Genomic DNA, 25,806 nt, shown 5'->3' with positions numbered 1-25,806 from the left:
GTGAGGGGTGGAGCTGACTGGTACTAATAGGCCGAGGGCTTGTCCATTGTTGCTCGCGTTCACTGTGTGGTTCTGAAACAACCAGCCCACCACCATGCCCCCTTCACGGGGGGTGTGGGGTGTGTGTTTCATGGTGTTTCGGTGGTCATAGCGTTAGGGAAACGCCCGGTTACATTCCGAACCCGGAAGCTAAGCCTTTCAGCGCCGATGGTACTGCAGGGGGGACCCTGTGGGAGAGTAGGACACCGCCGAACAATTTTTATGGAAGAGGCCCGGCCTCGGATCTTAGGATCCGACGCCGGGCCTCTTTTGCGTCTGCGGTAGAGTCTGGCCGGAAACGTCAGGACATACATACAGGAGGGGCCCCGGTGGAGGTCCAGGAGACAAGGGTGCAAACGGATCGGATCTTCACGATCCCCAACATCCTGAGTATGGCCCGCCTGGTGGGCGTACCCGTGTTCCTGTGGCTGATTCTGTGGCCCGAGTTCGGCGGACCGAAGGCTGACGGCTGGGCGCTGCTCGTACTCGCCCTGAGCGGCATCAGTGACTATCTGGACGGCAAGCTGGCCCGGCGGTGGAATCAGGTCAGCAGTCTCGGCCGGGTTCTCGATCCCGCGGCGGACCGGCTGTTTGTACTGTCCACGCTGGTAGGACTCACATGGCGCGACATCCTCCCACTGTGGGTAACGGTCCTGCTGCTGGCCCGTGAGGCCGTGATGGCGGTGATGCTGCTGATTCTGCGGAGGCACGGGTACGGACCTCCCCAGGTGAACTTCATCGGGAAAGCGGCTACCTTCAACCTCATGTACGCCTTTCCGCTGCTCCTCCTGAGCGACGGAAGCGGATGGCTTGCGACACTGGCGTCTATTTTCGGCTGGGCGTTCGCAGGTTGGGGTACAACCCTGTACTGGTGGGCAGGGATCCTCTATGTGGTGCAGGTCCGCCGACTTGTGCGGGCGGACACCACGGCTGACTGAGTCACGAGGAGGACGTTCCGACATGAAGGCGGTTGTCATGGCCGGCGGTGAAGGCACTCGCCTTCGCCCAATGACCTCGAGCATGCCCAAACCTCTGCTGCCAGTGGTGAATCGCCCGATCATGCAGCATGTTCTGACACTGCTCAAGCGGCATGGACTCACTGAGACGGTGGTGACTGTCCAGTTCCTCGCCTCCCTGGTGAAGAATTATTTCGGGGACGGCGAAGAATTTGGAATGGAGCTCACCTACGCCAACGAGGAGAAGCCGCTGGGGACGGCCGGAAGCGTCAAGAACGCCGAAGAGGCGTTGAAGGACGACTCCTTCCTCGTGATCTCCGGTGATGCCCTGACGGACTTCGATCTCACCGAGCTGATCGAATTCCACAAGGAGAAGGGAGCCATGGTCACGGTCTGCCTGACCCGGGTCCCCAATCCCCTCGAATTCGGTATCACCATCGTCGACGACGAAGGCAAGGTGGAACGCTTCCTGGAGAAGCCCACCTGGGGCCAGGTGTTCTCCGACACGGTGAATACCGGCATTTACGTGATGGAGCCCGAGGTCTTCGACTACGTCCAGGCCGACGTGTCCGTCGACTGGTCGGGCGACGTCTTCCCGCAGCTCATGAAGGAGGGCAAGCCCGTCTACGGCTTCATCGCCGAGGGCTACTGGGAGGACGTCGGCACCCACGAGAGCTACGTGAAGGCCCAGGCCGACGTACTCGAGGGCAAAGTCGACGTCGACATCGACGGCTTCGAGATCTCCCCCGGCGTGTGGGTCGCGGAAGGCGCCGAGGTGCACCACGACGCCATCCTGCGCGGCCCGCTCTTCATCGGCGACTACGCCAAGGTCGAGGCGGGTGCCGAGATTCGCGAGCACAGCGTCATCGGCTCCAATGTGGTCGTGAAAACAGGCGCTTTCCTGCACAAGGCCGTCATCCACGACAATGTCTACATCGGCCAGCAGACCAATCTGCGCGGCTGCGTCATCGGCAAGAACACCGATGTCATGCGGGCCGCGCGGATCGATGACGGCGCGGTCATCGGCGACGAGTGCCTGATCGGCGAGGAATCGAACATCGCCGGCAACGTACGCGTCTATCCGTTCAAGACGATCGAGGCCGGCGCCTTCGTCAACACCTCGGTCATCTGGGAATCGCGCGGGCAGGCGCATCTGTTCGGCGCCCGCGGGGTGTCCGGCATTCTGAACGTCGAGATCACCCCCGAGCTGGCCGTACGGCTGGCGGGCGCGTATGCGACCACGTTGAAGAAGGGCGCGACGGTCACCACCGCGCGTGACCACTCACGTGGTGCGCGTGCGCTCAAGCGGGCGGTGATCTCCGCGCTCCAGACCAGCGCGATCGACGTGCGCGACCTGGAGAACGTGCCGATGCCCGTGGCACGACAGCAGACCGCGCGCGGCAGCGCGGGCGGCATCATGATCCGGACCTCGCCGGGGCGGCCGGACTCGCTGGACATCATGTTCTTCGACGAGCGGGGCGCGGACCTGTCCGCGGCCGGGCAGCGGAAGCTGGACCGGGTCTTCGCCCGTCAGGAGTATCGCAGGGCGTTCCCCGGCGAGATCGGAGACCTGCGGTTCCCCGCCACGGTCTTCGACTCCTACACCGGCGCGCTGCTGCGGGCCGTGGACATCTCCGGGATCGCCGACGCCGGTCTGAAGGTCGTGGTCGACGCGGCCAACGGCAGTGCCGGGCTCGTGCTGCCCAGCCTCCTCGGACGGCTCGGCGTGGACGCGCTCACCGTCAACCCCGGTCTGGACGAGGCTCGTCCGACCGAGACCACCGAGAGCCGGCGGGCCGGACTCGTACGCCTCGGTGAGATCGTCGCCTCGGCGCGGGCCGCCTTCGGCGTGCGCTTCGACCCCGTGGGCGAGCGGCTGTCACTGGTGGACGAGCGGGGCCGGATCATCGAGGACGACCGGGCGCTGCTGGTCATGCTCGACCTCGTCGCGGCCGAGCGCCGCAGCGGCCGAGTGGCGCTGCCCGTGACCACGACCCGGATCGGCGAGCAGGTCGCCGCGTACCACGGCACCCAGGTCGAGTGGACGACGACGTCGCCCGACGACCTGACCAGGGTCGGCAGGGCCGAGGGCACCATCTTCGGCGGCGACGGGCGCGGCGGCTTCATCATTCCGGAGTTCAGCAGCGTCTTCGACGGATCGGCCGCCTTCGTGCGGCTGATCGGACTGGTGGCGCGTACGCAGCTCACGCTCAGCCAGATCGACGCCCGTATCCCGCGCGCTCATGTCATCAAGCGGGACGTGCCGACACCGTGGGCCGTCAAGGGTTCCGTGATGCGGCGCGTGGTGGAGTCGGCGGGCGACCGCTCGGTGGACACCACCGACGGCGTGCGCGTGGTCGAGGCGGACGGACGCTGGGTGATGGTGCTGCCCGACCCGGCGGAGGCCGTCACGCATCTGTGGGCGGAAGGGCCCGACGACACCTCCGCGGAGGCACTGCTCGACGAGTGGGCGGAGGTCGTGGAGAGCGCCGGGCGCTGATCCTTCGGCCGAACGGCGCGCCGTGAGGGGGCCATTCGAGTGTGGCGGCCCCGACGTGCGACGATGTGCGGCATGCCGCAGCAGCAACCCGATCGGAGCAGCCCCGTCCCCGGGGCTGCCCGGCGGCGTCCTGACGCCTCGATGTCGTTGCTCACCAACGTCATGGAGCACAGTCTCGACGACGGGTACGCGGAGGCCGCCGCGCGCCGCGGCGAGGTCGGCACCTCCAGGCTGCCGAAGCGGCTGAGCGGAAAGCTGGGCCTGGCCGCGGGTCTCGTACTCGCCGCCATCGTCGTCACGGTGGGCGCGGCCCAGACGCGGGTGGCCGCGCCCACCGAGGCCAAGGAGCGCCAGAAGCTCATCGACCAGGTGAAGACCGAGACCGACAGCGCCGACAAGCTCCAGAGCAGTGTGGACGGCCTGCGCGACACCGTGGCCGCCGAGCAGCGGGCCGCGTTGGAGGACCACGGCGGCGACAGCAGCGCCTTGGTGGAGCTGCTGTCGGGTGCGACTCCGGTGGACGGTCCCGGCGTCAAGCTGGTCGTGGACGACGCCAAGGAGGCGTCAGAAGGCGGCACAGGCGGCCCGCGGGAGAGCAGCGGCTTCTCCGACACCGGCAGGGTCCGCGACCGCGACATGCAGCGCGTGGTGAACGGGCTGTGGTCCTCGGGAGCCGAGGCGATCACCGTCAACGGCCAACGGCTCACCGCACTGTCCGCCATCCGGGCCGCCGGTGACGCCATACTGGTCGACAACAAGCCGCTGGCGCCGCCGTACACGGTGCTGGCGATCGGGGACGGGGAGCGGTTGAGCGCGGCATTCCAGGACAGTGCGGACGGTCAGTACCTGCACGTCCTGGAGCAGAACTACGGCATCCGCGCGAGCATCTCCGTCCAGGGCACGCTGCACCTGGCCGCCGCGCCCAGTCTGATCGTGCGGTATGCCAAGCCGGTCCCCGGCCAGCAGAAGGCGGACTCCGCCACAACAGGGAAGGGTTCGAAGTGATCGCCGTACTGGGCCTCGTCGTGGGAGTCGTGGTCGGGCTCGTGGTCCGTCCCGTGGTGCCGACCGGGGTCGAGCCGTATCTGCCGATCGCCGTCGTCGCCGCTCTCGACGCGGTCTTCGGCGGCCTGCGGGCGATGCTGGACGGGATCTTCGACGACAAGGTCTTCGTGGTCTCCTTCCTGTCCAACGTGGTGGTGGCGGCGCTGATCGTCTTCCTCGGCGACAAGCTCGGGGTGGGCGCGCAGCTCTCCACCGGCGTCGTGGTCGTCCTCGGCATCCGGATCTTCTCCAACGCGGCGGCCATCCGCCGCCACGTCTTCCGGGCGTGACGACGGTATGAGCGACGAGCACCACGAGTCCGCGGACGACGGGCGGGACCGCCAGCAGCACGGCCCGGCCCACGCCGCGCACGATCACGAGCCCGCCCACGCCGCGCACGCCCATGAGCCGGAGCACGCCGCGCCGCCGGTCACCGGGCGGCAGCGCCTGGTCGCCGGGCTGTGGCCGCCGCGGCTGTCACGCGCCCAGCTCACCGTGGCCGTCCTGCTGTTCGTCCTCGGCCTCGGGCTGGCGATCCAGGTCAGCTCCACGAGCGACAGCGGCGGCGCGCTGCGCGGCGCGCGCAAGGAGGACCTGGTCCGCATCCTGACCGAGCTGGACAACCGCACCCAGCGGCTCGAGGACGAGAAGCGGGGTCTGGAGAGCCAGCGGTCGGAGCTGGAGACCAGTTCCAACCAGGCCGCGGAGGCGCTCAAGCAGACCCAGGCCAAGGCGCAGCAGCTCGGCATCCTGGCGGGCACGGTGGCCGCCCAGGGGCCCGGTATCACGCTGACGATCTCCGACCCCAAGGGCGGTGTCCAGGCAGACTCGCTCCTGGACACCCTCCAGGAACTCCGGGCGGCCGGTGCGGAGGCGATCCAGATCAACGATGTACGGGTCGTCGCCGACACGTACTTCACGGAGGGTACGGACGGTGTGCTCATCGACGGCCACAAGGTGTCCCAGCCGTACGAGTTCAAGGTGATCGGAAATCCGCAGGATCTGGAGCCCGCCCTCAACATCCCGGGCGGGGTCGTGCAGACGCTGGAGAAGGAGCAGGCCACGGCCGATGTCGTCAGGTCGCAGAAGATCGTTGTGTCCGCCTTGCGGCCGTCGAAGCAGCCTGACTACGCTCGGTCGTCATCCCAGTGAGGCGGGGGGTCGGGGCATCTGTGGGGTGCTGTGTGGTGGAAACTGTGTGTAGCGAGGGTTCGTCCTGCCCCACGGGCGGGTCTGTTTCTTTCAAGGGGAATCGCCCGTGAAGTTGTTTGGGAAGTTTTTCGGCAAGAGCGCGCGGCAGTCGGGTGACCCGGCGACGGCGCGCCACCGTGCTCCGCGGAACACCGGGGAGGAGAGCCAGTCCGGCGACCGCCCGCTGTTCCGGCACGAGGACCAGCAAGGCGGCGGCGACTTTTCCGGTGGCCCCGGCGTGGCGCCTGTTGACCCTGCCTCGTCCCCCCGCATAGGTTTCGGGGAACCATCAACCTCAACCCCGGGTGGAGGGTTCGGCTTGCCGGTTTGTACGCGGTGCGGGCACACGAACGCGGAGGCGAGCCGCTTCTGCAACAACTGCGGTGCGCCGCTGCGCGGCTCAGGGGCCGGGCAGGAACGCGCGTCCGAGACCACCTCCACGATTTCCATCTCGGGCCTCGAGGCGTACGAGGCGGAGGTCACCGGCCAGCATGTGACGCCGTCGCTCTCCTCCGAGGCGCAGTCGGCCGTGGACGCCCTGCCAATGGGCTCCGCGCTGCTCATCGTGCGACGGGGGCCGAACTCGGGCAGCCGCTTCCTGCTGGACGGTGAGCTGACCACGGCCGGCCGCCACCCGCAGAGCGACATCTTCCTGGACGACGTCACGGTCTCCCGCCGCCATGTGGAGTTCCGCCGCGGCCCGGACGGCGGCTTCACCGTCTCCGACGTCGGCAGCCTCAACGGCACGTACGTCAACCGGGAGCGGATCGACGCGGTGCCGCTGTCCAACGGTGACGAGGTCCAGATCGGCAAGTACAGGTTGGTCTTCTACGCGAGCCAGCGGGGGATCTAGCTCTTTATCCCCCGGACCCGGTCCGGGGGACCCCAGGGAAGGTGTTCATGCCGAGAACGCAGGGCGGTGCCGGAGACGGCACCGCCACCGCCGACAGCGCGCTGTTGAGCATCGGCGCCGTCCTGGGGCAGCTCCAGGACGAGTTCCCCGAGGTCACCATCTCGAAGATCCGTTTCCTGGAGGCCGAGGGTCTGGTCGAGCCGCAGCGCACCCCGTCCGGATACCGCAAGTTCGCGGCCCGTGACGTCGAGCGGCTCGCCTACATCCTGCGCGTGCAGCGCGACCACTACCTGCCGCTGCGGGTGATCAGGGAGCACCTGGACGCGCTCGACCGCGGCGAGCACGTGGCGCTGCCGGGTCCCGCGGAGTCCAGGGAGGCCCAGGAGGCCGCCATCGAGCCCCAGGCGCCCGCGGAGCTGCGGATCGGCCGTACGGAGCTGCTGGCGGCCACCGGGGCCGACGGCGAGGAACTGGACCAGTGGGAGTCCTACGGCCTGGTCGAGGCCGGCCGGGACGGCGGATACGACGCCGACACGGTGAACATCGGACGGCTCATCGTCGACCTCGGCCGTTTCGGGCTCGAACCGCGCCATTTGCGGGCGGTGAAGGCCGCTGCCGACCGGGAGGCGGGTCTGGTGGAGCAGGTCGTGGCGCCGCTGCGGCGGCACCGCAATCCGCAGACGCGCACCCACGCCGAGGTCACCGCGCGCGAGCTGGCCGCGCTCTCCGTTCGGCTGCACGCGGCGATGGTGCAGTCCGCGCTGCGGGTCAAGCTCCTCTGAGCGGTTTTTCGGTTTTTCCCACGCCCTGTAAAGGCGCCGGTACCGGGCGGGTACGGGCTTTTCAGCGGTCTCCCGCGGGGCTCGTGCCGACTTTGTGCCGGGCTTCACGAAGCCGCCGAAGTCCGGCCCAGGGGGTGCCCGACTACCCAAACCCGGCAGGCACGTCCTAGGGTTGCTGTGTGAACGAGCTCGACGTTGTGGGTGTCCGGGTCGAAATGCCCTCCAATCAACCGATCGTGCTCCTGCGTGAAGTGGGAGGCGACCGGTACCTGCCCATCTGGATCGGGCCGGGAGAGGCGACGGCCATCGCTTTCGCGCAGCAGGGCATGACGCCTGCGCGACCGCTCACGCATGACCTCTTCAAGGACGTACTCGAAGCGGTCGGACAGACGCTGACCGAGGTCCGTATCACCGACCTGCGCGAAGGCGTCTTCTACGCCGAGCTGGTGTTCGCCAGCGGCGTGGAGGTCAGCGCCCGTCCGTCCGACGCCATAGCCCTCGCGCTGCGCACCGGTACGCCGATCTACGGCAGTGACGGGGTGCTCGACGACGCCGGGATCGCGATCCCGGACGAGCAGGAGGACGAGGTGGAGAAGTTCCGCGAGTTCCTCGACCAGATCTCGCCCGAGGACTTCGGCACGAGCAACCAGTGAGCCGTTCCCGATACCGGGACACGCCAAACCACTCGTGGGGTGAATATCACTCGGCGTGCCGAGTGTGGCGATCGTTGACGCACCCCTGGCGACTGCCTACCTTCGGAGAGGAAAGTCCCGATGGCACGTGCACGCGGCCCCGGGACGCGAAGGGACGGAGGGCGGCGTGAGAAGCACCGGCGACGGTCTGGCGACCGGCGGCCCGTATCCGACCCAGGGGGCACTGGCGCGCGCCACCGCTGACGCGGGCGGCGGCGGGGCGGCACAGGACGTACCGCCCGAGCAGATCGGCTACCGCGGGCCCACCGCGTGCGCGGCGACCGGCATCACCTACCGCCAGCTCGACTACTGGGCCCGTACCGGCCTGGTCGAGCCCAGCGTCCGCCCCGCCTACGGCTCCGGCACGCAGCGGCTCTACAGCTTCCGGGACGTCGTCGTCCTGAAGATAGTGAAGCGGCTGCTGGACACCGGCGTCTCGCTCCAGAACATCCGGACGGCGGTACGGCACCTGCGCTCCGTCGGGCCGACGGAGCTGGCCAGGATGACGCTGATGAGCGACGGTGCCACGGTCTACGAGTGCACCTCGCCCGACGAGGTGGTGGATCTGCTCCAGGGGGGCCAGGGGGTCTTCGGCATCGCCGTGGGCGTGGTCTGGCGGGACGTGGAGAGTTCGCTGTCCCAGATGCACGGGGAGCGGGTGGACACCGGCGAGACCCTGGTCGGCGACAATCCGTCCGACGAGCTGGCGAAGCGGCGCAATCGGGCGGTCTGAGCGGCTCACCGACGCCGTGCCGTACACGTGTACGGCGATTGTCGGTGTCGTGCGGCACGATCGGTACTTGTGAGAAGTGCGCCGACGATCCTGCATCTGGACATGGACGCGTTCTTCGCCGCGGTCGAACAGGCGTCGAAGCCGAGCCTGCGGGGCAAGCCGGTGGTGGTCGGCGGCCTCGGCCCCCGCGGCGTCGTATCGACCGCGTCCTATGAGGCGCGCGTCCACGGCGTCCACTCCGCGATGGCGATGGCCCACGCCCGCCGCCTCAGCCCCAACGCCGCCTATCTCGTACCGCGCTTCGGCATCTACCGGCAGATCAGCGAGGCCGTGATGGCGCTGCTGCACGAGGTGTCACCCCTGATAGAGCCGCTGAGCCTGGACGAGGCGTTCGTGGACCTGGAGGCGGGCGGGCACGGCGCGGACCCGCGGGCGGTCGCCCGGCGGCTGCGCGCCGAGATCCGGGCCAGCACCGGGCTCACCGCCTCGGTGGGGCTCGCCGGGTCGAAGCTGCTGGCGAAGATCGCCTCCGAGCAGGCCAAGCCGGACGGCCTGGTCGTCGTCGAGCCCGGCACCGAGCGCGCGCTGCTCGAACCGATGCCGGTACGCACCCTGCCCGGCGTCGGGCCCGCCACCGCCGAGCATCTGCGGCGCGTGGGCATCACCACCGTCGGCGAGATCGTGCACGCGGGGGAGCCGGAGCTGGTCCGGCTGCTCGGCAAGGCGCACGGCACGGGCCTGCACTCGATGGCCGCCGGCCTCGACAACCGCCCCGTGGTCGCCGACCGCGACGTCAAGTCCATCTCCGTCGAGGACACCTTCGACGCCGACCTCACCGACCGCGCCCATGTGCGGTACGAGATCGACCGGCTCGCCGAGCGCTGCGTGCAGCGGCTGCGCGGCGCGGGCCGCTCCGGGCGGACGGTGGTCGTCAAGGTCCGCAGATACGACTTCTCGACCCTGACGCGCTCCGAGACGCTGCGGGCGCCGACCGACGACCCGGGACTCGTACGGGAGACCGCCAGGCGGCTGATGGAGGCCGTCGACACCACCGGCGGTGTGCGGCTGCTCGGGGTGGGCGTCGCCGGGCTCGCCGACTTCACGCAGGAGGATCTGTTCGCGCACGCGGCGGGGGAGGGCGAGGAGGACGAGAACGCGCCCGAGGAGCTGCCCTCGGCGCCGCCGCCCGCACCGGAGCGGGCCAGGCTCTGGTGGCCGGGCCAGGACGTGGAGCACGAGACGTACGGCTCCGGATGGGTGCAGGGAAGCGGGGTCGGACGGGTCACCGTGCGCTTCGAGGTGCCCTCGGACACCGTGCCCGGCCGGGTGCGGACCTTCGCCGTGGACGACCCGGCGCTCGCGCACCGCGATCCGCTGCCGCTCGACCCGGGGGAGGCGGCGGGTGCGGGCCGGGGGAAGGAAGAGAGTCCGGACAAGGGGGAGGAGGACGCTCAGTCCTCGCCCGCGAGCCGCCCGAAGTCCCGGTCGGGGGGCGGCGGCGGCTCCGAGCCGGACGTCGGCACGTCCATCCCGTAGTGGTGGTAGAGCTGCAACTCCTGCTCCGGCGACAGGTGGCGCCCCACACCGAAGTCCGGCGCGTCCCTGATCAGCGCCTTCTTGTACGGCACCCGCAATTCGTCGTCCACCACTTCGCTGGGCTCCAGCGGTACGAACGCGTCGCGCGTGAACAGCCCGGTCCTGACGGCCGCCCACTCCGGTATGCCGGTCGCGTCGTCGAGGTACACCTCGTCCACCGTGCCGATCTTCGTACCGTCATGGTCGAAGACGCGGCGGCCGATCAGGCTGCGCGGATCGATGTCGGTCTGCACGGTCCCTCCAACCAATGACGAGCGATGTCTGGGTACAGCCAAAGGCACATCCTGGCCGGTGTCGACTCGGGCGGTGATCACCGCCCCCCGCCCCCGCCGGGTCCCGCCGCCTCGCTGGTAGGCTGGTGATCGGCCGCAGACCCCGTGCGGGAGAGCCTCCGAGACAGTGTCGGAGGCGCCGAAGGAGCAAATCCTCCCCGGAATCTCTCAGGCATCCGTACCGCATGGACGAGGTCACTCTGGAAAGCAGGGCACGCACCGGGAGCGGTTTTCCGGCACGGGCCCTCACCGACGGTGAAAGCCGCTCCCACGGGGGCGGTGAAGCTCTCAGGTTCTGATGACAGAGGGGGAGGCCGTACGGGTGTCCGCGCGTCGCGGCACCCCCCGAAGGTCGTCGCAGACCAGGAGGCCTCCGCAGATGACTTCCCGTCGCATTCCCCTCGCCGAGCTGGAAGCGGGCGTGCCGTTCGCCAGGCGCCACATCGGACCCGACGCAGCGGCGCAGGCGAAGATGCTCGCCCAGGTCGGCTACGGCTCCCTGGACGAACTCACCGAAGCGGCCGTGCCCGACACCATCAGGAGCGCGCAGGCCCTGGCGCTGCCCGAGGCGCGCACCGAGGCCGAGGCGCTGGCCGAGCTGCGGGCGCTGGCGGACCGCAATCAGGTGCTGGCCCCGATGATCGGCCTGGGCTACTACGGCACCTTCACCCCGCCCGTCATCCTGCGCAATGTGATGGAGAACCCGTCCTGGTACACGGCCTACACGCCGTACCAGCCGGAGATCTCGCAGGGCCGCCTGGAGGCGCTGCTCAACTTCCAGACCGTCGTCGCCGACCTCACCGGGCTGCCCACCTCCGGCGCCTCGCTGCTCGACGAGAGCACCGCGGCGGCCGAGGCGATGGCGCTGTCCCGCCGGGTCGGCAAGGTCAAGCAGGGCGTCTACCTGGTCGACGCCGACACCTTCCCGCAGACCGTCGCGGTGATCCGGACCCGCGCGGAGCCGACCGGCGTCGAGGTCGTCGTCGCCGACCTGTCCGAGGGCATCCCGGCGGAGATCGCCGAGCGTGGCGTCTTCGGCGTCCTGCTCCAGTACCCGGGCGCCTCGGGCGCCGTACGGGACCCGCGCCCGGTCATCGAGCGCGCGCACGAGCTGGGCGCGGTCGTGACCGTCGCCGCCGACCTGCTGGCGCTGACGCTGCTCACCTCGCCCGGCGAGCTGGGCGCGGACATCGCGGTGGGCACCACCCAGCGCTTCGGCGTCCCCATGGGCTTCGGCGGACCGCACGCCGGATACATGGCCGTACGCGACTCCTACGCCCGCAACCTGCCCGGCCGCCTCGTCGGCGTCTCCGTGGACGCCGACGGCAACCGCGCCTACCGGCTGGCCCTCCAGACCCGCGAGCAGCACATCCGCCGTGAGAAGGCCACCAGCAACATCTGTACGGCGCAGGTCCTGCTCGCCGTGATGGCCGCGATGTACGCGGTCTACCACGGCCCCGACGGGCTCGCGCAGATCGCCGGCCGCACCCACCGCTACGCCGCGGTGCTCGCCGCGGGTCTGCGCGCGGGCGGCGTCGAGATCGTGCACGACGGCTACTTCGACACGCTCACCGCGCGGGTGCCGGGACGCGCGGCCGAGGTCGTGGCCGCCGCCCGTCAGGCCGGGGTCAATCTGCGGCTGACCGACGCCGACCTGGTCGGTATCGCCTGCGACGAGACCACCGACCGGGCCCGCCTCGCGGCCGTCCTCGACGCCTTCGGCGTCCAGGGGAGCGCCGCCGACCTCGACGCGCTGGACGCGGCCACCGAGGACGCGCTGCCCGCCGGACTGCTGCGCACCGACGCGTATCTGACCCACCCCGTCTTCCACCAGCACCGCAGCGAGACCGCGATGCTGCGCTACCTGCGGCGGCTGGCCGACCGCGACTACGCGCTGGACCGCGGGATGATCCCGCTGGGCTCCTGCACGATGAAGCTCAACGCGACCACCGAGATGGAGCCGGTCACCTGGCCCGAATTCGGCGCGCTGCACCCCTTCGCGCCGGTCGAGCAGGCCGAGGGCTACCTGGCGCTGATCCACGGCCTGGAGGACCAGCTCGCCGAGGTCACCGGCTACGACAAGGTCAGCCTCCAGCCCAACGCGGGCTCCCAGGGCGAACTGGCCGGGCTGCTCGCGGTCCGCGCCTACCACCGCGCCAACGGCGACACCGGCCGTACCGTCTGCCTGATCCCGTCCTCCGCGCACGGCACCAACGCCGCGAGCGCCGTGATGGCGGGCATGAAGGTCGTCGTGGTCAAGACCGGCGAGAACGGCGACGTGGACGTCACCGACCTGCACGCCAAGATCGAGCAGCACCGCGACCAGCTCGCCGTGCTGATGGTCACCTACCCGTCCACGCACGGCGTGTTCGAGGACAACATCACCGACGTCTGCGCGGCCGTGCACGACGCGGGCGGCCAGGTGTACGTGGACGGCGCGAATCTCAACGCGCTGGTCGGTCTGGCCAGGCCCGGCCGGTTCGGGGCGGACGTCTCGCACCTGAACCTGCACAAGACCTTCTGCATCCCGCACGGCGGCGGCGGCCCCGGCGTCGGCCCCGTCGCGGTCCGCGCGCACCTGGCGCCGTACCTGCCGAACCATCCGCTCCAGCCCACCGCGGGACCTGCCACCGGCGTCGGCCCCGTCTCGGGCGCGCCGTGGGGCTCGGCGGGCATCCTGCTGATCTCCTGGACGTATGTACGGCTGATGGGCGCGGAAGGGCTCAAGCAGGCCACCCAGATGGCGGTACTGGGCGCGAATTACGTCGCCAAGCGGCTGGAGCCGCACTTCCCCGTGCTCTACACCGGCCCCGGCGGGCTGGTCGCCCACGAGTGCATCATCGACCTGCGGCCGTTGGCCAAGGAGACCGGCGTCAGCGTCGACGACATCGCCAAGCGGCTGATCGACTACGGCTTCCACGCGCCGACGATGTCCTTCCCGGTGGCGGGCACGCTGATGATCGAGCCGACCGAGAGCGAGGACCTGGCGGAGCTGGACCGTTTCTGCGACGCCATGATCGCGATCCGCGGCGAGATCGACCGGGTCGGCGCGGGCGACTGGCCGGCCGACGACAACCCGCTGCGCAACGCCCCGCACACCGCGGCGGCGCTCGGCGGCGACTGGGCGCACCCGTACAGCCGCGAGGAGGCGGTCTTCCCCGCCGGGGTCGTCGCGGCCGACAAGTACTGGCCGCCGGTACGGCGGATCGACGGCGCTTTCGGCGACCGCAATCTGGTCTGCTCCTGCCCGCCGCTGGACGCGTACGAGAGCTGAGCGTGTACGAGAGCTGGGCGCGTACGAGAGCTGAGCGCGTTGGGCCGACCGGGTCCGGTGGTACGGGCCCGGCGGTCTCGCGCGAGGGCGCCCGCACATGACGAAGCCGGTTCCGCTGTCAGCAGTGGAACCGGCTCTGTGTGTGGGGCGGTGCGCGGTGCGGCGCGGTCTCGTGTGCGGGCGGCCCCGTACCGGTCAGGCCGCGGCGGTGATCTGCTCGGTGCCCAGGGGGCGGTGCGGCGCGATGATCTGCCCGTCGGGCAGCAGTTCGCCGGTGTCCTCGAAGAGGAGCACGCCGTTGCACAGCAGGCTCCAGCCCTGCTCCGGGTGGTGGGCCAGGGTGTGCGCGGCCTCACGGTCGGGGCACTCTGCGGTGGGGCACTGGGGCTTGTGCTGGCACATGGATGGTGTCTTTCGCTGCGAGAGGTGGCTGGTGCGGATGATTGCGCTGCCTGACTGGTTCATTTCCGTTCCCCCGTTGGTACGGCCGTTCCCAGTGTTGCTCTACTGACGTCGATCCGCAGGGATTTCACGCAGGCAATCCCTTGGAGGACAGGACGCGTCACTCCGCCGGACGGTTGCGAGGGCGGGACGCGACGGTGCCCCCGCGGCCCAGTGGCTCGCGGGGGCACCGTGGAGAGGCGGCGACAGGCCGTCAGGCGGGCGACCCCAGCAGCGGCGGCGGCGCCATCCGCACCGAGAGCAGCGGCATCAGCTCCGCCAGCCGGTGCAGGCGGTGCGGGGCGATGCCGGGCGGCGCGGGGGCCAGCGGCACCAGCACGTCCGCCGGGGTGGGCTGGGCCGTCGAGGCGTCGGCACGCGGGTCGCAGTGCAGCCACAGCGCCAGCATGTACAGGCTCGGCACGGAGAGCAGATGCGGTTGGTAAGTGGCGGGCAGCGTGTCCCCCTGGCGCAGCGCCCGCTCGGTGGAGGCCAGGAACGGCCCCTCGGAGAAGCGCGAGAAGACCCAGCCGTCAGCCGTCGCCACGGTCTCGCCCGCGGCGACGGTGCCTTGCGGCCAGCCCCCGGCGAGGATGTGGAACCGCCAGCCGGTCAATCGTGCGCGAGGCAGGCCGCCGGGGACGTCCGCCGGTTCGAACACATGGACAGGGAGCGGGTGTTCGGCGGTGAGGGGCCCTTGGGCGTTCCGCAGCGCGGGCGTCCGGGCCTCCTGGACCGCGGTGGGAGAGCTGAGCGCGGCCAGGATGCTCCGCAGGGCGGGAGCAGGTGCTGGGGGGACAAGCAGCGGCATGGTGTCGCCTCTCACTGGGAGACAAACAGTGGTGCGGGGGCAGGGGTGCGGACGGCGCATGAGGGCGGAAAGGGGATCGGCTCAGGCGCGTCCGGCGAGGGCGGATGCTTTGCCTTGTTCACGGAGTTTATACGACGTGTGTTCGCTCCGTGTTTCGTCTAGTCGCAGCCAGTATTACGCGCAAGGCGAGAAATCGCCTTCTTCTGCGATGGCCCACGAAGCATTCGTGCAGGGTGCGCGGTGTGTGCCGCATATTTCTGCCCGCTGCGGACGGCTGGATCCCGCCGGTCGTATTCACGAAGTTTTTACGCCGCGCCGTGACCGTGGTATGTGCCACAGGAACCCACTGTGTTAGCCGTTGTGCACAGCCTAGTGGCAGACGCGGGGCCGCCGTGGCGTTATCGATCATTTGGGTGGGCATCCTCCCGTGAGTATCCGTACGAGGAAGGACGCGTCGATGGGCGAGAAGGTCGTTGCCAACGGGTTCGACCTGGCCGACCGGAGGCTGTACCGGCGCAAGCTGCGGCAGTGTCTCGTGGGGCTGGAGCGGCTGTTGGACGAGAAGCGATTCGACCGGCCGCGCAATCTGATGGGTCTGGAGATCGAATTGAATCTCGCGGATTCCGACGGGCTGCCGCGCATGATGAACGAAGAGGTGCTCGAGCGCATCGCGAGCCGGGATTTCCAGACGGAGCTCGCGCAGTTCAATATTGAAGTAAACATCGCGCCGCACCGGCTTTCCGGCCGGGTCATGGACCGCCTCGCCGAGGAACTGCGGATCGGTCTCGGGTATGCCGACCGGATGGCCCGCGAGGTGGGCGCGCACATCGTGATGGTGGGAATTCTGCCCACCCTGGAGGCCCAGGACCTGGTCTCCGCCAACCTCTCCCGCGCCGACCGGTACACGCTGCTCAACGAGCGGATACTGGCGATGCGCGGTGAGGACATCACCCTCGACATCGAGGGCGCCGAACGCCTGCTCTACACCTCCGCGTCCATCGCGCCCGAGGCCGCCTGCACCTCCACCCAGATGCACCTCCAGGTCACCCCCGGCCGCTTCGCCGACGTGTGGAACGCGGCGCAGGTCGTGTCGGGACCGCAGGTGGCCGTCGGCGCCAACTCGCCGTTCCTCTTCGGCCGTGAGCTGTGGCGCGAGACCCGCGCACCGCTGTTCCTCCAGGCCACCGACGTCCGCCCGGAGGAGCTGGTGGCCCAAGGGGTGCGGCCCATCACGTGGTTCGGCGAGCGCTGGATCGACTCCGCCGCCGACCTCTTCGCGGAGAACGTACGGTACTTCCCCTCGCTGCTGCCGATCTGCGACGAGGAGGACCCGCTGCGGGTGCTGGACGACGGGGGAGTGCCGCAGTTGCGCGAACTCACCCTGCACAACGGCACGATCTACCGCTGGAACCGTCCCGTCTACCAGGTGGTCGACGGCGTCCCGCACCTGCGCGTGGAGAACCGGGTGATGCCCGCCGGTCCCACCGTGGCCGACGTCGTCGCCAACACCGCCTTCTACTACGGTCTGGTCCGCGCCCTGGCCGAGGCGTCACGCCCGGTCTGGCACAAGCTGCCCTTCGCCGCCGCCGCGGCCAACTTCGAGGCGTCCTGCCGCGACGGCATCGGCGCGGTCCTCCAGTGGCCGCGCGGCCGCAACGGCGGCCTCGCGGAGATCCCCGCCACGGACCTGATCCTCGACGAACTGCTGCCGCTGGCCGCGGCGGGGCTCGACGCGTGGGGCATCGAGGCCGTCGACCGCGACCACTACCTCGGCATCATCGAACAGCGCTGCCGCCGCCGTACCAACGGCGCCGAATGGCAGTCGGCGGTCTTCCACCGGATGCTGGAGCGCGGCCTCGACCGGCGGCCCGCGCTCGCCGCGATGACCCAGCGGTACCGCGAACTCATGCTGGACGGCGAGCCGGTGCACTCCTGGCCGGTGGCGTGAGCCGTGGCGCACGGGGGCCTCGTGCGGCGCGGGCCCGTACAGCGGCCTCAGGGCGCCTTCGCGGCGGCGCTGGTGGCCGCCGCCACGACGGCCTTCAGCAGGACCGCCTGGATCTCCGAGGGGTCGTTGACCTGATACGCGGCCCCGCCGGTGGCCTTCGCGATGCGGTCGCAGGCCGCCTTGTCGGCGTTCGCGCCGACCGCGATGGCGATCAGCGGCACCGGCCGCGCCGGGTCGTCGAGCGTCTTCAGCCTGGACGTCAGGGCGTTGAGCGAGATGCTGCCCGGGTCCTCGTTGGCGCCGTCGGTCAGGATCACCACCGCGTTGAACTTGCCGGTCCCGTACGAGGAGACGGCGCTTTGGTAGACCGCGAGCGCCGTGTCGTACAGGCCGGTCGAGCCGCCCGGCACCGGCTGGAGGTCATGGAACGCGCTGTCGAGCTGCTGGCGGCGCGTGACGCCCTTGGCGACGGTGCCGCCGAGCGGGCCGGTGCGGACGATCTCCTGGTAGTCGCGCGAGCCGCTGAGCCGGGTGGAGAAGCGCCACAGCCCGATCTCGTCCCTCGGGGTGAACTGCGACAGCGCCTGCCGCAGCGACTCCTTGGTGATGTCGAGCCGCGACCTGCCGCCCGAACCGGGGACGACGTCGGCCATCGACCCGGACACGTCCACGACCGTGGTGATCCGCGCGCTCTGCACGGTGATCTGCCACATCAGCCGGAGCTTTTGGAGCTCGGGCGCGGAGGGTGAGGGCGCGGGCGTGGCCGACAGGGGCTGCGGCGACTGGCCGCCCGCGCGCCGCACGGTCTCCGTGTCCGGATCGCCGCCGGGCGTACGGAAACCCGCGTCCGCGATCGTCCGCACGCCCTCGTCGTTGCCCAGCAGGGTCAGGAAGCGGTTGGCGGCCCGGCCCTGATCGGTGCTCAGATGCAGGTCGTCGACCATCGTGTACGGGTAGTCCAGGGTCGCCGCGCCGTCCGAGGGGTAGAACAGCCGCAGCGGCGGCGCGGAACCGCCGTTGTGCGCGAACGCGGCCTGTTCGGACAGGATCAGCGCCTGGCTCCGCTTGGGGTCGGCCAGCTCCGCAGGCGTCGTGTCGCGCGGCAGCGTCGCGACCGCCTGCTCGTCGCTGGGCTCGGTGCGCTGCGCGAGGGCCTTCGCGGCAGCCGCCGACTCCGTGTCGGAGTCGGTGCCCTCGCTCCCGTCGGCCCGCGCGATGGACGCGTTGATCATCGCCAGCGCCAGCATGCCGGTGGAGTTGAGCGCCGGATCGGCCGTACCGAACCGCAGGTCCGGTCTGCTGCCCGCCACCCCGGCCAACTCCGCCCAGGTGTACGTCTTGGACGGCCAGCCCAGCGTCTTGGCCTGCGACTGGAGCGCGCCGACCACCACCGGGGACTCGGCGACCGACCGCAGCTTCGTCAGCGCCCTCGCGCTGCCGGTGGCGGACGTCTGGGCCACCCACAGACTGTCGTCCGGCACCCACACCGCGAAATCCGGCTTCTTGGTGTTGTCGACCAGTTCCGCGGCGACGTCGGCGGAGTTCCGCGCGGTCACCCGGACGTCCAGACAGCGGCCGTCGGTCGTGTCGTGCTCGCGGCGCGCCCGGTCGGCGACGGCGGTCAGCGCGGGCGCGATGTCGGGCGAGGCGACCGCGCCGATCCGTACCGTGCCGCCGCGGCACGCGCCGCTCAGCGGCAGCAGTCCGCCGCGCAGCACCGCGAAGGTGCCCGCGCCCGCCGTGATCACCAGCGCGGTGGCCGCCGCGGTGGCACGGCGCCGGGTCCTGGCGGGCGGCGCTCCACCCGTCGATTCCCGGCCATCGGATATGCGGTGACGACCCATCGCTCCGTGCCTCTCCTGGGGTGGCTACGAACAGTAGACCCCGGCCTTCGTATCTTTGCCGGAGACCATAGCCATGCGCGGACGGCGCTGAAGCGGGATGACGTAAATGGAGGTCCGCGTGCACGCAGAGTCATACGAGGTGGAGGCAGGGTTGCAGCGGCGGACGCTGCGCAGCGAGACCCTGATCGTCTTGGCGCTGTCGCTGGGAGCGAGCGGCGTTGCCGCGCTGATCGACTTCATCGGTTCCGTGACGAGGCCGGGCGCGCTCAAGGACCAGGCGGCCACCCTCGTCGGCTCCCAAGCACCGGGCCGGCCGTGGCTGGATCTGGCCTGGCAGGTCTTCTCCATCGCCACCGCGCTCGCCCCGGTGGCGCTGGTCGCCCACCTGCTGGCCAGGGAGCGGGTCGGCATGCCCGTGATCGGCTTCGACCGCACCCGGCCGCGGCTCGACCTGGCCCGGGGCGCGGCCGTCGCGGCCGTCATCGGCGGCACCGGGCTCGCCTTCTACCTCGGGGTCAGGGCGGCCGGCTTCAACCTCACCGTCGTGCCCGAGTCGCTGCCCGACGTGTGGTGGAAGATCCCGGTCCTGATCGCCTCCGCCGTGCAGAACGCGGTGCTCGAAGAGGTGATCGTGGTCGGCTATCTGCTGCGCAGGCTCGGCCAGTTGGGCTGGAGCCCGGCCGCCGCGCTGGCCGCGAGCGCGCTGCTGCGCGGCTCGTACCACCTCTACCAGGGCGTCGGCGGCTTCGTCGGCAACATGGTGATGGGCGTCGTCTTCGTGCTGCTGTACCGGCGGTGGGGCCGGGTGGGGCCGCTGGTGGCGGCCCACTCCCTCATCGACACGGTGGCCTTCGTCGGCTACGCGCTGCTGGCCGGGAAGGTGGGGTGGCTGCCCACGGGGTGACGCGCGAGCGGAGCCCTTGCGACAGCGTTTACGGCGCTTACGGTCTTACGGCACCGCGTCCGTACGGCACCGCGCTGTGACGCACCGCGGCCTTACGGCACCGCGCTGTGACGCGCCGCAGCCTTACGGCACCGCGTGCAGCTCGCCGTCCACCACGGTGACCGCGGCACCGGTCAGCAGCACCCGCTCGCCGCGCACCCGGGTACGGACCAGCCCGCCGCGCGGGGACGCCTGGAAGCCGGTGAGGGTCGTGCGGCCGAGCCGCTGCGACCAGAACGGCGCCAGCGCGGTGTGCGCGCTGCCGGTCACCGGGTCCTCGTCGATGCCGACGGCGGGGAAGAAGCCGCGCGAGACGAAGTCGTATCCGCGCGAGTCGTCCTCGGCCGCGGCGGTGGCGATCACCCCGCGCCGCGAGTGCCGGGCGAGCGCCGCGAAGTCGGGCGCCAGTGCCCGTACGGTCTTCTCGTCGGTGACCTCGATCAGCAGGTCACCGCAGTCGGGGCCGGTGTCCAGCACGGTCAGCGGCTTGGCGCCGAGCGCCGCCGCGACACCCGTCGGCGCGGCCACCGGCGTGAGCGGGGCCGCCGGGAAGTCCAAGGTGATCGAGCCGTCCCCGGCCGCCTCCGCCGACAGCACACCCGCGCTGGTACGGAACCAGACCGTGCCCTTGTGCGCGCCGCTGGTGCGCAGCACATGGGCGGTGGCCAGCGTGGCGTGCCCGCACAGCCCCACCTCCGTGACCGGGGTGAACCAGCGCAGCGCCCAGTCCGCTTCCGGCGCGTCGGCCAGCCGGTGCGCGAACGCGGTCTCTGACAGATTCAGCTCCGCCGCGACCTGCTGAAGCCACCGGTCCGGCGGAAACTCCTCCGAGTCGAGCAGCAGCACCCCCGCCGGATTGCCGGTGAACGGGCGGTCGGTGAAGGCGTCGACTATTCGGATGCGCATGGCGAGAGCGTAGCGGCGCGCCCCACGCCCGGCGGGCGGTGTTCGGCGGATTCCGCTTCCGGTGACCGCGCCCGCTGGTGACCCGTGCCGCGCCCGCCCCGCGGCCCCCCTGTCGCCCTCCCGTCGCCGCCGTCGACCTGGGGCCTTGCCATCCGAACAGTTCCGATATATCGTTGAGCCATCGCGAACGATCAACGATGAAAGGAGCGTCATCATGCGTTCCCAAGGACACGAACATGGACACCGCGGCCCCGGACATCACGGTTGGGGCGAGCGGGACGAGCGACGGTCGGCCTTCGGGCCGTTCGGACCGCCCTTCGGCGGAGGCCCCTTCGGGCCCGGCGGCCGGGGGCGCGGCGGACCGCGCGGCAGGGCACGGCGGGGCGATGTACGCGCCTCGATCCTGGCGCTGCTGAAGGACCGCCCGATGCACGGCTACGAGATGATCCAGGAGATCGCCGAACGCAGTGGCGGCGCGTGGAAGCCGAGCCCCGGCTCGGTCTACCCGACGCTGCAACTGCTGGAGGACGAGGGCCTGATCAGCAGCGCGAGCGAGGGCGGCAAGAAGCTCTTCACGCTCACCGACAACGGCAGAACAGAAGCCGACGCGGGCCCCGAGGCCCCGTGGGAGGACGCCGGTCGCGGCGTCGACTGGGATGCCATGAACGAGATAAGGAAGGCGGGCGGCGGTCTCATCGAGGCCTTCCGCCAGGTGTGGGCCACCGGCACCCCCGACCAGCGCGCGAAGGCGCTGACCGTGGTGAACGACGCCCGCAAGAAGCTCTACCTGATCCTGGCCGACGAGGACGTCACCGACCTCACCAAGGAGTGACGTCGGCGGTCACCGGGCGCCCGGTCCCGTACCGGCGCCGCCCGCGAATCATCGAGTCGGCCCTGGGCGTCACGCTCCGGGCCGACTCGATCCGCGTATCAGCAGGCGGGTCGGGATGATCCGCGGCTCCGCCGTGTCGACCGGCGCGGCGTCGATCAGCTCGCGCAGCGCCTCCACGGCCGCCTCACCGAGCCCGCGCTGGTCCTGCGCCACCGTGGACAGCGCCGGGCGCACCAGCGCGGCGGCGTCGATGTCGTCGAAGCCGACCACCGCCAGATCGCGCGGCACCGAGAGGCCGGCGTCCGCCGCCGCGTGCATCGCGCCGACCGCCATCTGGTCGCCCGCCGCGAAGATCGCCGTCGGCGGCTCGGCCACCGCGAGCAGCCTGCGGGCCGCCTCCTCGCCGCTGTCGAGGAAGAAGTCGCCCTCGGTCACGTACTGCGGCGGCACCGGGAGCCCCAGCCGGGCGCAGGCCCGCTCGTAGCCCGCCAGCCGCTCGGCGGCCGGGGGAAGGTGCAGCGGACCGGTGATGGTGGCGATCCTGCGGTGCCCCAGCGCGTACAGATGCTCCACCGCCGCCTCCGCGCCCGCCGCGTTGTCGGAGCTGACCCGTACCGTGCGCGGCCCGGTGAACGCGGTGTCGATGCCCGCGCAGGGCACGGCGGACGCGGCCAGGACGCGCAGGCAGCGGTCGTCGGCGGGGGTGGTCAGCACGATGACGCCTTCGAGATTGTGCCGCCGCACCGCTTGCAGATGCGCGGCGTCCGGGTCCTCGGGGCCCGGCGTCGTCAGCAGCATCAGGTGGTAGTCCGCCTCGGACAGCGCGGTGCGCACCGCGCTCAACAGGCCGAGCAGAAAAGGGTTGTGGAGTCCCTGTGCCTCCTGTCCGCTGTCCCAGATCAGACCGATGGTGTCCGAGCGGCGCCTGACCAGGGTGCGGGCCGGTTCATTGGGCGCGTAACCCAACTCGATCGCCAGTTGCCGGATTCGCGCGCGGGTGGCCTCGCTCACCTCGGCGCGGTCGTTGAGAGCCCGGGACACGGTGGCGGTCGACACACCACTGCGGCGGGCGAGTTCACGAATGTTCACGGCGTACCTGATTCTGCGCGAGGGGAACAACGTGGAAACTTGGGACAGGTGAAAGGTGACTCCTGCGTACAGTCTTGACGATCAGTCAAGGCGAGGACAGACTTCCGGCCGATCGGAAACGTTTACGGCACTAGGTCCCGACAACCGGCCGGGACCCCGACAGGAACGGGACGCCTGCGATGCCTACGAACGCACGACGACGACCACGCCTCAGAGTCATTCTGACACTCGCCACCGCCGCGGCGTGTGTGGCCGCGGTCGCTTCCGTACCGGCGGAGGCCGGGGACAATCCGACGTACACCAATGCGAAAGCACCGGTCGACGTCCGGGTGAAGGATCTGCTGAAGCGGATGACACTGGCCGAGAAGATCGGTCAGATGGACCAGATCTCCGTGGTCAGAATGCAAGGCGACTGCGAGTGGAGCGGTGGCGAATTCACCGAATCCTGCATGAAGAGCGTGCTTCTCGACAACGCGGCCGGATCCGTACTGTCCGGCGGCGGCGCGGGACCTGCGGTCAACACGCCCGAGAACTGGGCGAAGATGGTCAACACGGTGCAGAAATACGCCGTCGAGAAATCCCGGCTGCACATCCCGATCATCTACGGCGTCGACGCCGTGCACGGCCACAACAACGTGCTGGGCGCCACGATTTTCCCGCAGGAGATCGGCCTCGGTTCCGCCTGGGACCCGACGCTGGCCAAGAACTCCGCCGCCTCCACCGCCAAGGCGGTCGCGGCCACCGGCATCGACTGGAACTTCGCGCCGGTCACCGACATCGCGCGCGACCAGCGCTGGGGCCGCTACTACGAGACCTTCGGCGAGGACCCGCTGCTCGCGGGCACGCTCGCCGCCGCGGCGGTCGACGGCATCGAGGGCGCCAACGGCGCCAAGAACGTGGCCGCCACCGTCAAGCACTTCCCCGGCTACGGCGAGCCCGGCAACGGCCACGACCGCGTGCCCGGCGACGTCTCGATGCGCTACCTCCAGGACACGCTGCTGCCGTCGTACAAGCAGGCCATCGACGCGGGCGCGCAGTCGGTGATGATCAACTCCGGCGCCGTCAACGGCATTCCGGCGACCGCCTCGCACTACCTGCTCACCGATGTGCTGCGCAAGCAGTGGGGCTTCGACGGCGTCGAGGTCAGCGACTGGGCGGACGTCGCCGCGTTGCAGACCGCGTACCACGTCGCCGCCGACTACCCCGAGGCCATCGCCAAGGCCGTCAACGCGGGCCTGGACATGGCGATGGAGCCGTACGACGCGCAGGGCTGGAGCACCGGCCTGAAGACCGCCGTGCAGCGCGGCCTGGTCACCGAGAAGCGCATCGACCAGTCCGTGTCCCGCATCCTGAAGATGAAGTTCGAACTCGGCCTGTTCGAACACCCCTACGTGGACGCCTCGAAGGCCAACGGCCGGGTGCTCGGCGCCGACACCGCGCTGGCGCGGCAGGCGGCCGACGCGTCCCAGGTGCTGCTGCGCAACGACGGCAATGTGCTGCCGATCTCGTCCTCCGCCAAGAAGATCGTGGTCGCCGGTTCCTACGCCGACGACATCAACGACCAGGTCGGCGGCTGGACGGTGGGCTGGCAGGGCGTGCCCGACGGGGTGACGCTGCCCGGCACCACCGTGCTCCAGGGCATCAAGAAGGCGGCGCCCTCCGGTACGGAGGTCGTCCAGGCCAAGACCGCGGACGACGCGGTGGCGCAGGCCAAGAACGCCGATCTGACCGTGGTGGTCGTCGGCGAGAAGGCGGCGGCCGAGGGCGCGGCGGACAGCCCGCGGCCAGCCCTGACCGCCGACCAGGTGGCGTTGGTGAAGTCCCTCAAGGCGACCGGCAAGCCGGTGGTCACCGTGGTCCTCGCCGGACGCCCGCTGGTGCTCGGCGAGGCGGACGGCACCCAGGGCCTGCTGATGTCCTGGCTGCCCGGCAGCGAGGGCGGCAACGCCGTCGCCGACGTGCTGTTCGGCAAGGTCAACCCGAGCGGCCGGCTCAACGCGACCTGGCCCAAGGACATCGGCAACGAGCCGATGTACTACCAGCAGTTGCCCGGCACCAACGGCGGCCCCGAGTCCTTCGTCGACGCCGCCTACCCCTTCGGGGCGGGCCTGTCGTACACCACCTACGGCTTCGACTCGGTCAAGGCCGACTCGTCCACCGTGCGGGCCCGGGACACTATCCACCTGAAGGTGAAGGTCTCCAACTCCGGTGGCCGTGACGGCGATCTGGTGGTGCCGGTGTTCGTGTCGCAGCCGTCGAGCGACGTGCTCGCCCCGTCCCGGAAGCTGGTCGCCTTCACCAAGGTGCACCTGAAGGCCGGGCAGTCCCGTACCGTCGCGCTCGACGTGCCGCCGAGCCGTCTCGCCGTCACCCCCGGTGACGTCAACGGCGCAGGCAAGCAGGAAGTGGCACGCGGCGCCTACGTCTTCACGGCGGGGACGCAGACCGCCACGGTGACGGTCCGCTGATCCACGCACACCGCCGGGCCGCGTGAGGGACGATCCCCTCGCGCGGCCCGGCGCCTCGCGTACGGGCGGACCGTCACGCGCCCGGCGCGGGGGGCTCGGCCGGTTCGACGAGCCCGGCGATGGCGCGCAGCGAGTCGTTGAGCGCGGTCGTCGCCGAGTCCTTCAGCTTGCCCGCCATGAGGGAGACGGCGGCCCCGGTGAAGGTGCCGTCGATCCGTACCTCGGTGGCGTCGCCGTCGGGCGTGAGCGCGTACCGCATCCCGAGGCTCACCCCCATCGGCCCCTTGCCGCTGCTGCCCAGCACCCGCTCGGGCTCGAACTCGTCGACCGTCCAGGTCACGTCCGCGGGGAAGCCCATCATCCGCAGGCTCTCCTGGTACGTGGCCCCGGCCGTCAGCGGCCGCGGGCCGCCGTCGGGGAAGGCGGTGTGGGTGGCGTTCCACTCGCCGTAGGAGGAGAAGTCGGTCAGCAGGTCCCAGATCTTCCCTGCGGGGGCCGCGATACGCGCCTGTGCGGAGACTTCGGCCATGCGATCACTCCCTGAGTACCGGTCCACTCCCTGAGTACAGGTCGTGCCGCGCACCGTAACCGC

Annotated in this window: 22 protein-coding genes, 1 rRNA gene and 1 riboswitch; of the genes, 16 read left to right on the top strand and 7 right to left on the bottom strand. The window is 70.5% G+C overall.

Annotated elements, in window-relative coordinates; all coding sequences use genetic code 11:
* Window positions 1-137 precede the first annotated feature (137 nt).
* The 11 genes from rrf (at window position 138) to ACIOC1_RS16530 (ending at window position 10,326) form a co-directional block, all read left to right on the top strand.
* Window positions 138-254 (top strand): 5S ribosomal RNA (rrf, locus tag ACIOC1_RS16580).
* A 114-nt stretch (window positions 255-368) separates the two neighbouring features.
* Window positions 369-977 (top strand): CDP-alcohol phosphatidyltransferase family protein, encoded by a 609-nt coding sequence (locus ACIOC1_RS16575; RefSeq protein ID WP_355335745.1) that lies wholly within the window; start codon window positions 369-371, stop codon window positions 975-977.
* Between the two features lie 22 nt (window positions 978-999).
* Window positions 1,000-3,495, top strand: coding sequence for a mannose-1-phosphate guanyltransferase (locus ACIOC1_RS16570; protein ID WP_355335743.1), 2,496 nt, complete (start codon window positions 1,000-1,002; stop codon window positions 3,493-3,495).
* Window positions 3,496-3,558: 63 nt separating this feature from the next.
* Entirely contained in the window at window positions 3,559-4,500 is a 942-nt protein-coding gene (locus ACIOC1_RS16565) for a DUF881 domain-containing protein (protein ID WP_391051111.1), read from the top strand.
* Window positions 4,497-4,829, top strand: a complete 333-nt coding sequence (locus tag ACIOC1_RS16560; protein WP_033175851.1) for a small basic family protein — start codon at window positions 4,497-4,499, stop codon at window positions 4,827-4,829. Before ACIOC1_RS16565 ends, ACIOC1_RS16560 begins: the two co-directional genes overlap by 4 nt.
* A gap of 7 nt (window positions 4,830-4,836) precedes the next feature.
* On the top strand, window positions 4,837-5,691 hold the full coding sequence (locus ACIOC1_RS16555) for a DUF881 domain-containing protein (RefSeq protein ID WP_391051113.1): 855 nt from the start codon (window positions 4,837-4,839) through the stop codon (window positions 5,689-5,691).
* A 358-nt stretch (window positions 5,692-6,049) separates the two neighbouring features.
* Window positions 6,050-6,583, top strand: a complete 534-nt coding sequence (locus ACIOC1_RS16550) for an FHA domain-containing protein (RefSeq protein ID WP_355335734.1) — start codon at window positions 6,050-6,052, stop codon at window positions 6,581-6,583.
* Window positions 6,584-6,630: 47 nt separating this feature from the next.
* Complete coding sequence (locus ACIOC1_RS16545; protein ID WP_355335731.1) at window positions 6,631-7,365, top strand: MerR family transcriptional regulator; 735 nt, start codon at window positions 6,631-6,633, stop codon at window positions 7,363-7,365.
* Between the two features lie 179 nt (window positions 7,366-7,544).
* Entirely contained in the window at window positions 7,545-8,018 is a 474-nt protein-coding gene (locus ACIOC1_RS16540; RefSeq protein WP_031518684.1) for a bifunctional nuclease family protein, read from the top strand.
* Between the two features lie 166 nt (window positions 8,019-8,184).
* A complete protein-coding gene (locus tag ACIOC1_RS16535; protein WP_355335727.1) occupies window positions 8,185-8,790 on the top strand; it encodes a MerR family transcriptional regulator in 606 nt (201 codons plus the stop codon).
* Between the two features lie 69 nt (window positions 8,791-8,859).
* On the top strand, window positions 8,860-10,326 hold the full coding sequence (locus tag ACIOC1_RS16530) for a DNA polymerase IV (protein ID WP_401854876.1): 1,467 nt from the start codon (window positions 8,860-8,862) through the stop codon (window positions 10,324-10,326).
* Here the strand turns inward: ACIOC1_RS16530 and ACIOC1_RS16525 are convergent.
* Complete coding sequence (locus tag ACIOC1_RS16525; RefSeq protein WP_355335723.1) at window positions 10,242-10,619, bottom strand: PRC-barrel domain-containing protein; 378 nt, start codon at window positions 10,617-10,619, stop codon at window positions 10,242-10,244. The genes ACIOC1_RS16530 and ACIOC1_RS16525 overlap by 85 nt on opposite strands.
* A 137-nt stretch (window positions 10,620-10,756) precedes the next feature.
* Window positions 10,757-10,852: riboswitch (glycine riboswitch) on the top strand.
* Window positions 10,853-11,037: 185 nt separating this feature from the next.
* Here ACIOC1_RS16525 and gcvP point away from each other — a divergent pair.
* The gene (gene gcvP, locus ACIOC1_RS16520) at window positions 11,038-13,932 is read left to right on the top strand and encodes an aminomethyl-transferring glycine dehydrogenase (RefSeq protein WP_401854873.1); all 2,895 of its coding nucleotides are present in this window, start codon (window positions 11,038-11,040) and stop codon (window positions 13,930-13,932) included.
* Between the two features lie 195 nt (window positions 13,933-14,127).
* On the opposite strand, the gene ACIOC1_RS16515 is transcribed toward gcvP, so the two are convergent.
* Window positions 14,128-14,334, bottom strand: a complete 207-nt coding sequence (locus ACIOC1_RS16515) for a DUF5999 family protein (RefSeq protein ID WP_355335718.1) — start codon at window positions 14,332-14,334, stop codon at window positions 14,128-14,130.
* A gap of 253 nt (window positions 14,335-14,587) precedes the next feature.
* Window positions 14,588-15,184, bottom strand: coding sequence for a hypothetical protein (locus ACIOC1_RS16510; protein ID WP_355335715.1), 597 nt, complete (start codon window positions 15,182-15,184; stop codon window positions 14,588-14,590).
* A gap of 457 nt (window positions 15,185-15,641) precedes the next feature.
* Between ACIOC1_RS16510 and ACIOC1_RS16505 the strand changes: the two genes are divergently transcribed.
* A complete protein-coding gene (locus tag ACIOC1_RS16505; protein ID WP_355335712.1) occupies window positions 15,642-17,132 on the top strand; it encodes a glutamate--cysteine ligase in 1,491 nt (496 codons plus the stop codon).
* A 47-nt stretch (window positions 17,133-17,179) separates the two neighbouring features.
* Here ACIOC1_RS16505 and ACIOC1_RS16500 read toward each other — a convergent pair whose 3' ends face one another.
* On the bottom strand, window positions 17,180-18,976 hold the full coding sequence (locus tag ACIOC1_RS16500) for a substrate-binding and VWA domain-containing protein (protein WP_401854869.1): 1,797 nt from the start codon (window positions 18,974-18,976) through the stop codon (window positions 17,180-17,182).
* 106 nt (window positions 18,977-19,082) lie between these two features.
* Between ACIOC1_RS16500 and ACIOC1_RS16495 the strand changes: the two genes are divergently transcribed.
* Complete coding sequence (locus ACIOC1_RS16495) at window positions 19,083-19,880, top strand: type II CAAX prenyl endopeptidase Rce1 family protein (protein WP_391051129.1); 798 nt, start codon at window positions 19,083-19,085, stop codon at window positions 19,878-19,880.
* Between the two features lie 123 nt (window positions 19,881-20,003).
* On the opposite strand, the gene ACIOC1_RS16490 is transcribed toward ACIOC1_RS16495, so the two are convergent.
* On the bottom strand, window positions 20,004-20,825 hold the full coding sequence (locus ACIOC1_RS16490; RefSeq protein ID WP_355335705.1) for a PhzF family phenazine biosynthesis protein: 822 nt from the start codon (window positions 20,823-20,825) through the stop codon (window positions 20,004-20,006).
* A gap of 214 nt (window positions 20,826-21,039) precedes the next feature.
* Between ACIOC1_RS16490 and ACIOC1_RS16485 the strand changes: the two genes are divergently transcribed.
* Window positions 21,040-21,657, top strand: coding sequence for a PadR family transcriptional regulator (locus ACIOC1_RS16485; RefSeq protein ID WP_401854865.1), 618 nt, complete (start codon window positions 21,040-21,042; stop codon window positions 21,655-21,657).
* A gap of 69 nt (window positions 21,658-21,726) precedes the next feature.
* On the opposite strand, the gene ACIOC1_RS16480 is transcribed toward ACIOC1_RS16485, so the two are convergent.
* A complete protein-coding gene (locus tag ACIOC1_RS16480) occupies window positions 21,727-22,746 on the bottom strand; it encodes a substrate-binding domain-containing protein (RefSeq protein ID WP_391051132.1) in 1,020 nt (339 codons plus the stop codon).
* Between the two features lie 248 nt (window positions 22,747-22,994).
* Here ACIOC1_RS16480 and ACIOC1_RS16475 point away from each other — a divergent pair, with 248 nt between their 5' ends.
* Window positions 22,995-25,214, top strand: coding sequence for a glycoside hydrolase family 3 N-terminal domain-containing protein (locus tag ACIOC1_RS16475; RefSeq protein ID WP_391162926.1), 2,220 nt, complete (start codon window positions 22,995-22,997; stop codon window positions 25,212-25,214).
* Window positions 25,215-25,287: 73 nt separating this feature from the next.
* Here ACIOC1_RS16475 and ACIOC1_RS16470 read toward each other — a convergent pair whose 3' ends face one another.
* Window positions 25,288-25,743, bottom strand: coding sequence for an SRPBCC family protein (locus tag ACIOC1_RS16470; RefSeq protein WP_355335695.1), 456 nt, complete (start codon window positions 25,741-25,743; stop codon window positions 25,288-25,290).
* Window positions 25,744-25,806 lie beyond the last annotated feature (63 nt).

The organism is Streptomyces sp. NPDC088197, assembly GCF_044741185.1.
Classification (GTDB): Bacteria; Actinomycetota; Actinomycetes; order Streptomycetales; family Streptomycetaceae; genus Actinacidiphila.
The sequence above is the reverse complement of the archived record's forward strand: the minus strand, read 5'-3'. Positions and strand labels throughout refer to the sequence as shown.

Coding starts and splice junctions, on each gene's coding strand:
- ACIOC1_RS16570 (WP_355335743.1), top strand. CDS start 1,000: ATGAAGGCGGTTGTCATGGCCGGCGGTGAAGGCACTCGCCTTCGCCCA.
- ACIOC1_RS16565 (WP_391051111.1), top strand. CDS start 3,559: ATGTGCGGCATGCCGCAGCAGCAACCCGATCGGAGCAGCCCCGTCCCC.
- ACIOC1_RS16555 (WP_391051113.1), top strand. CDS start 4,837: ATGAGCGACGAGCACCACGAGTCCGCGGACGACGGGCGGGACCGCCAG.
- ACIOC1_RS16545 (WP_355335731.1), top strand. CDS start 6,631: ATGCCGAGAACGCAGGGCGGTGCCGGAGACGGCACCGCCACCGCCGAC.
- gcvP (WP_401854873.1), top strand. CDS start 11,038: ATGACTTCCCGTCGCATTCCCCTCGCCGAGCTGGAAGCGGGCGTGCCG.
- ACIOC1_RS16515 (WP_355335718.1), bottom strand. CDS start 14,334: ATGTGCCAGCACAAGCCCCAGTGCCCCACCGCAGAGTGCCCCGACCGT.
- ACIOC1_RS16510 (WP_355335715.1), bottom strand. CDS start 15,184: ATGCCGCTGCTTGTCCCCCCAGCACCTGCTCCCGCCCTGCGGAGCATC.
- ACIOC1_RS16505 (WP_355335712.1), top strand. CDS start 15,642: ATGGGCGAGAAGGTCGTTGCCAACGGGTTCGACCTGGCCGACCGGAGG.
- ACIOC1_RS16500 (WP_401854869.1), bottom strand. CDS start 18,976: ATGGGTCGTCACCGCATATCCGATGGCCGGGAATCGACGGGTGGAGCG.
- ACIOC1_RS16495 (WP_391051129.1), top strand. CDS start 19,083: ATGGAGGTCCGCGTGCACGCAGAGTCATACGAGGTGGAGGCAGGGTTG.
- ACIOC1_RS16490 (WP_355335705.1), bottom strand. CDS start 20,825: ATGCGCATCCGAATAGTCGACGCCTTCACCGACCGCCCGTTCACCGGC.
- ACIOC1_RS16485 (WP_401854865.1), top strand. CDS start 21,040: ATGCGTTCCCAAGGACACGAACATGGACACCGCGGCCCCGGACATCAC.
- ACIOC1_RS16470 (WP_355335695.1), bottom strand. CDS start 25,743: ATGGCCGAAGTCTCCGCACAGGCGCGTATCGCGGCCCCCGCAGGGAAG.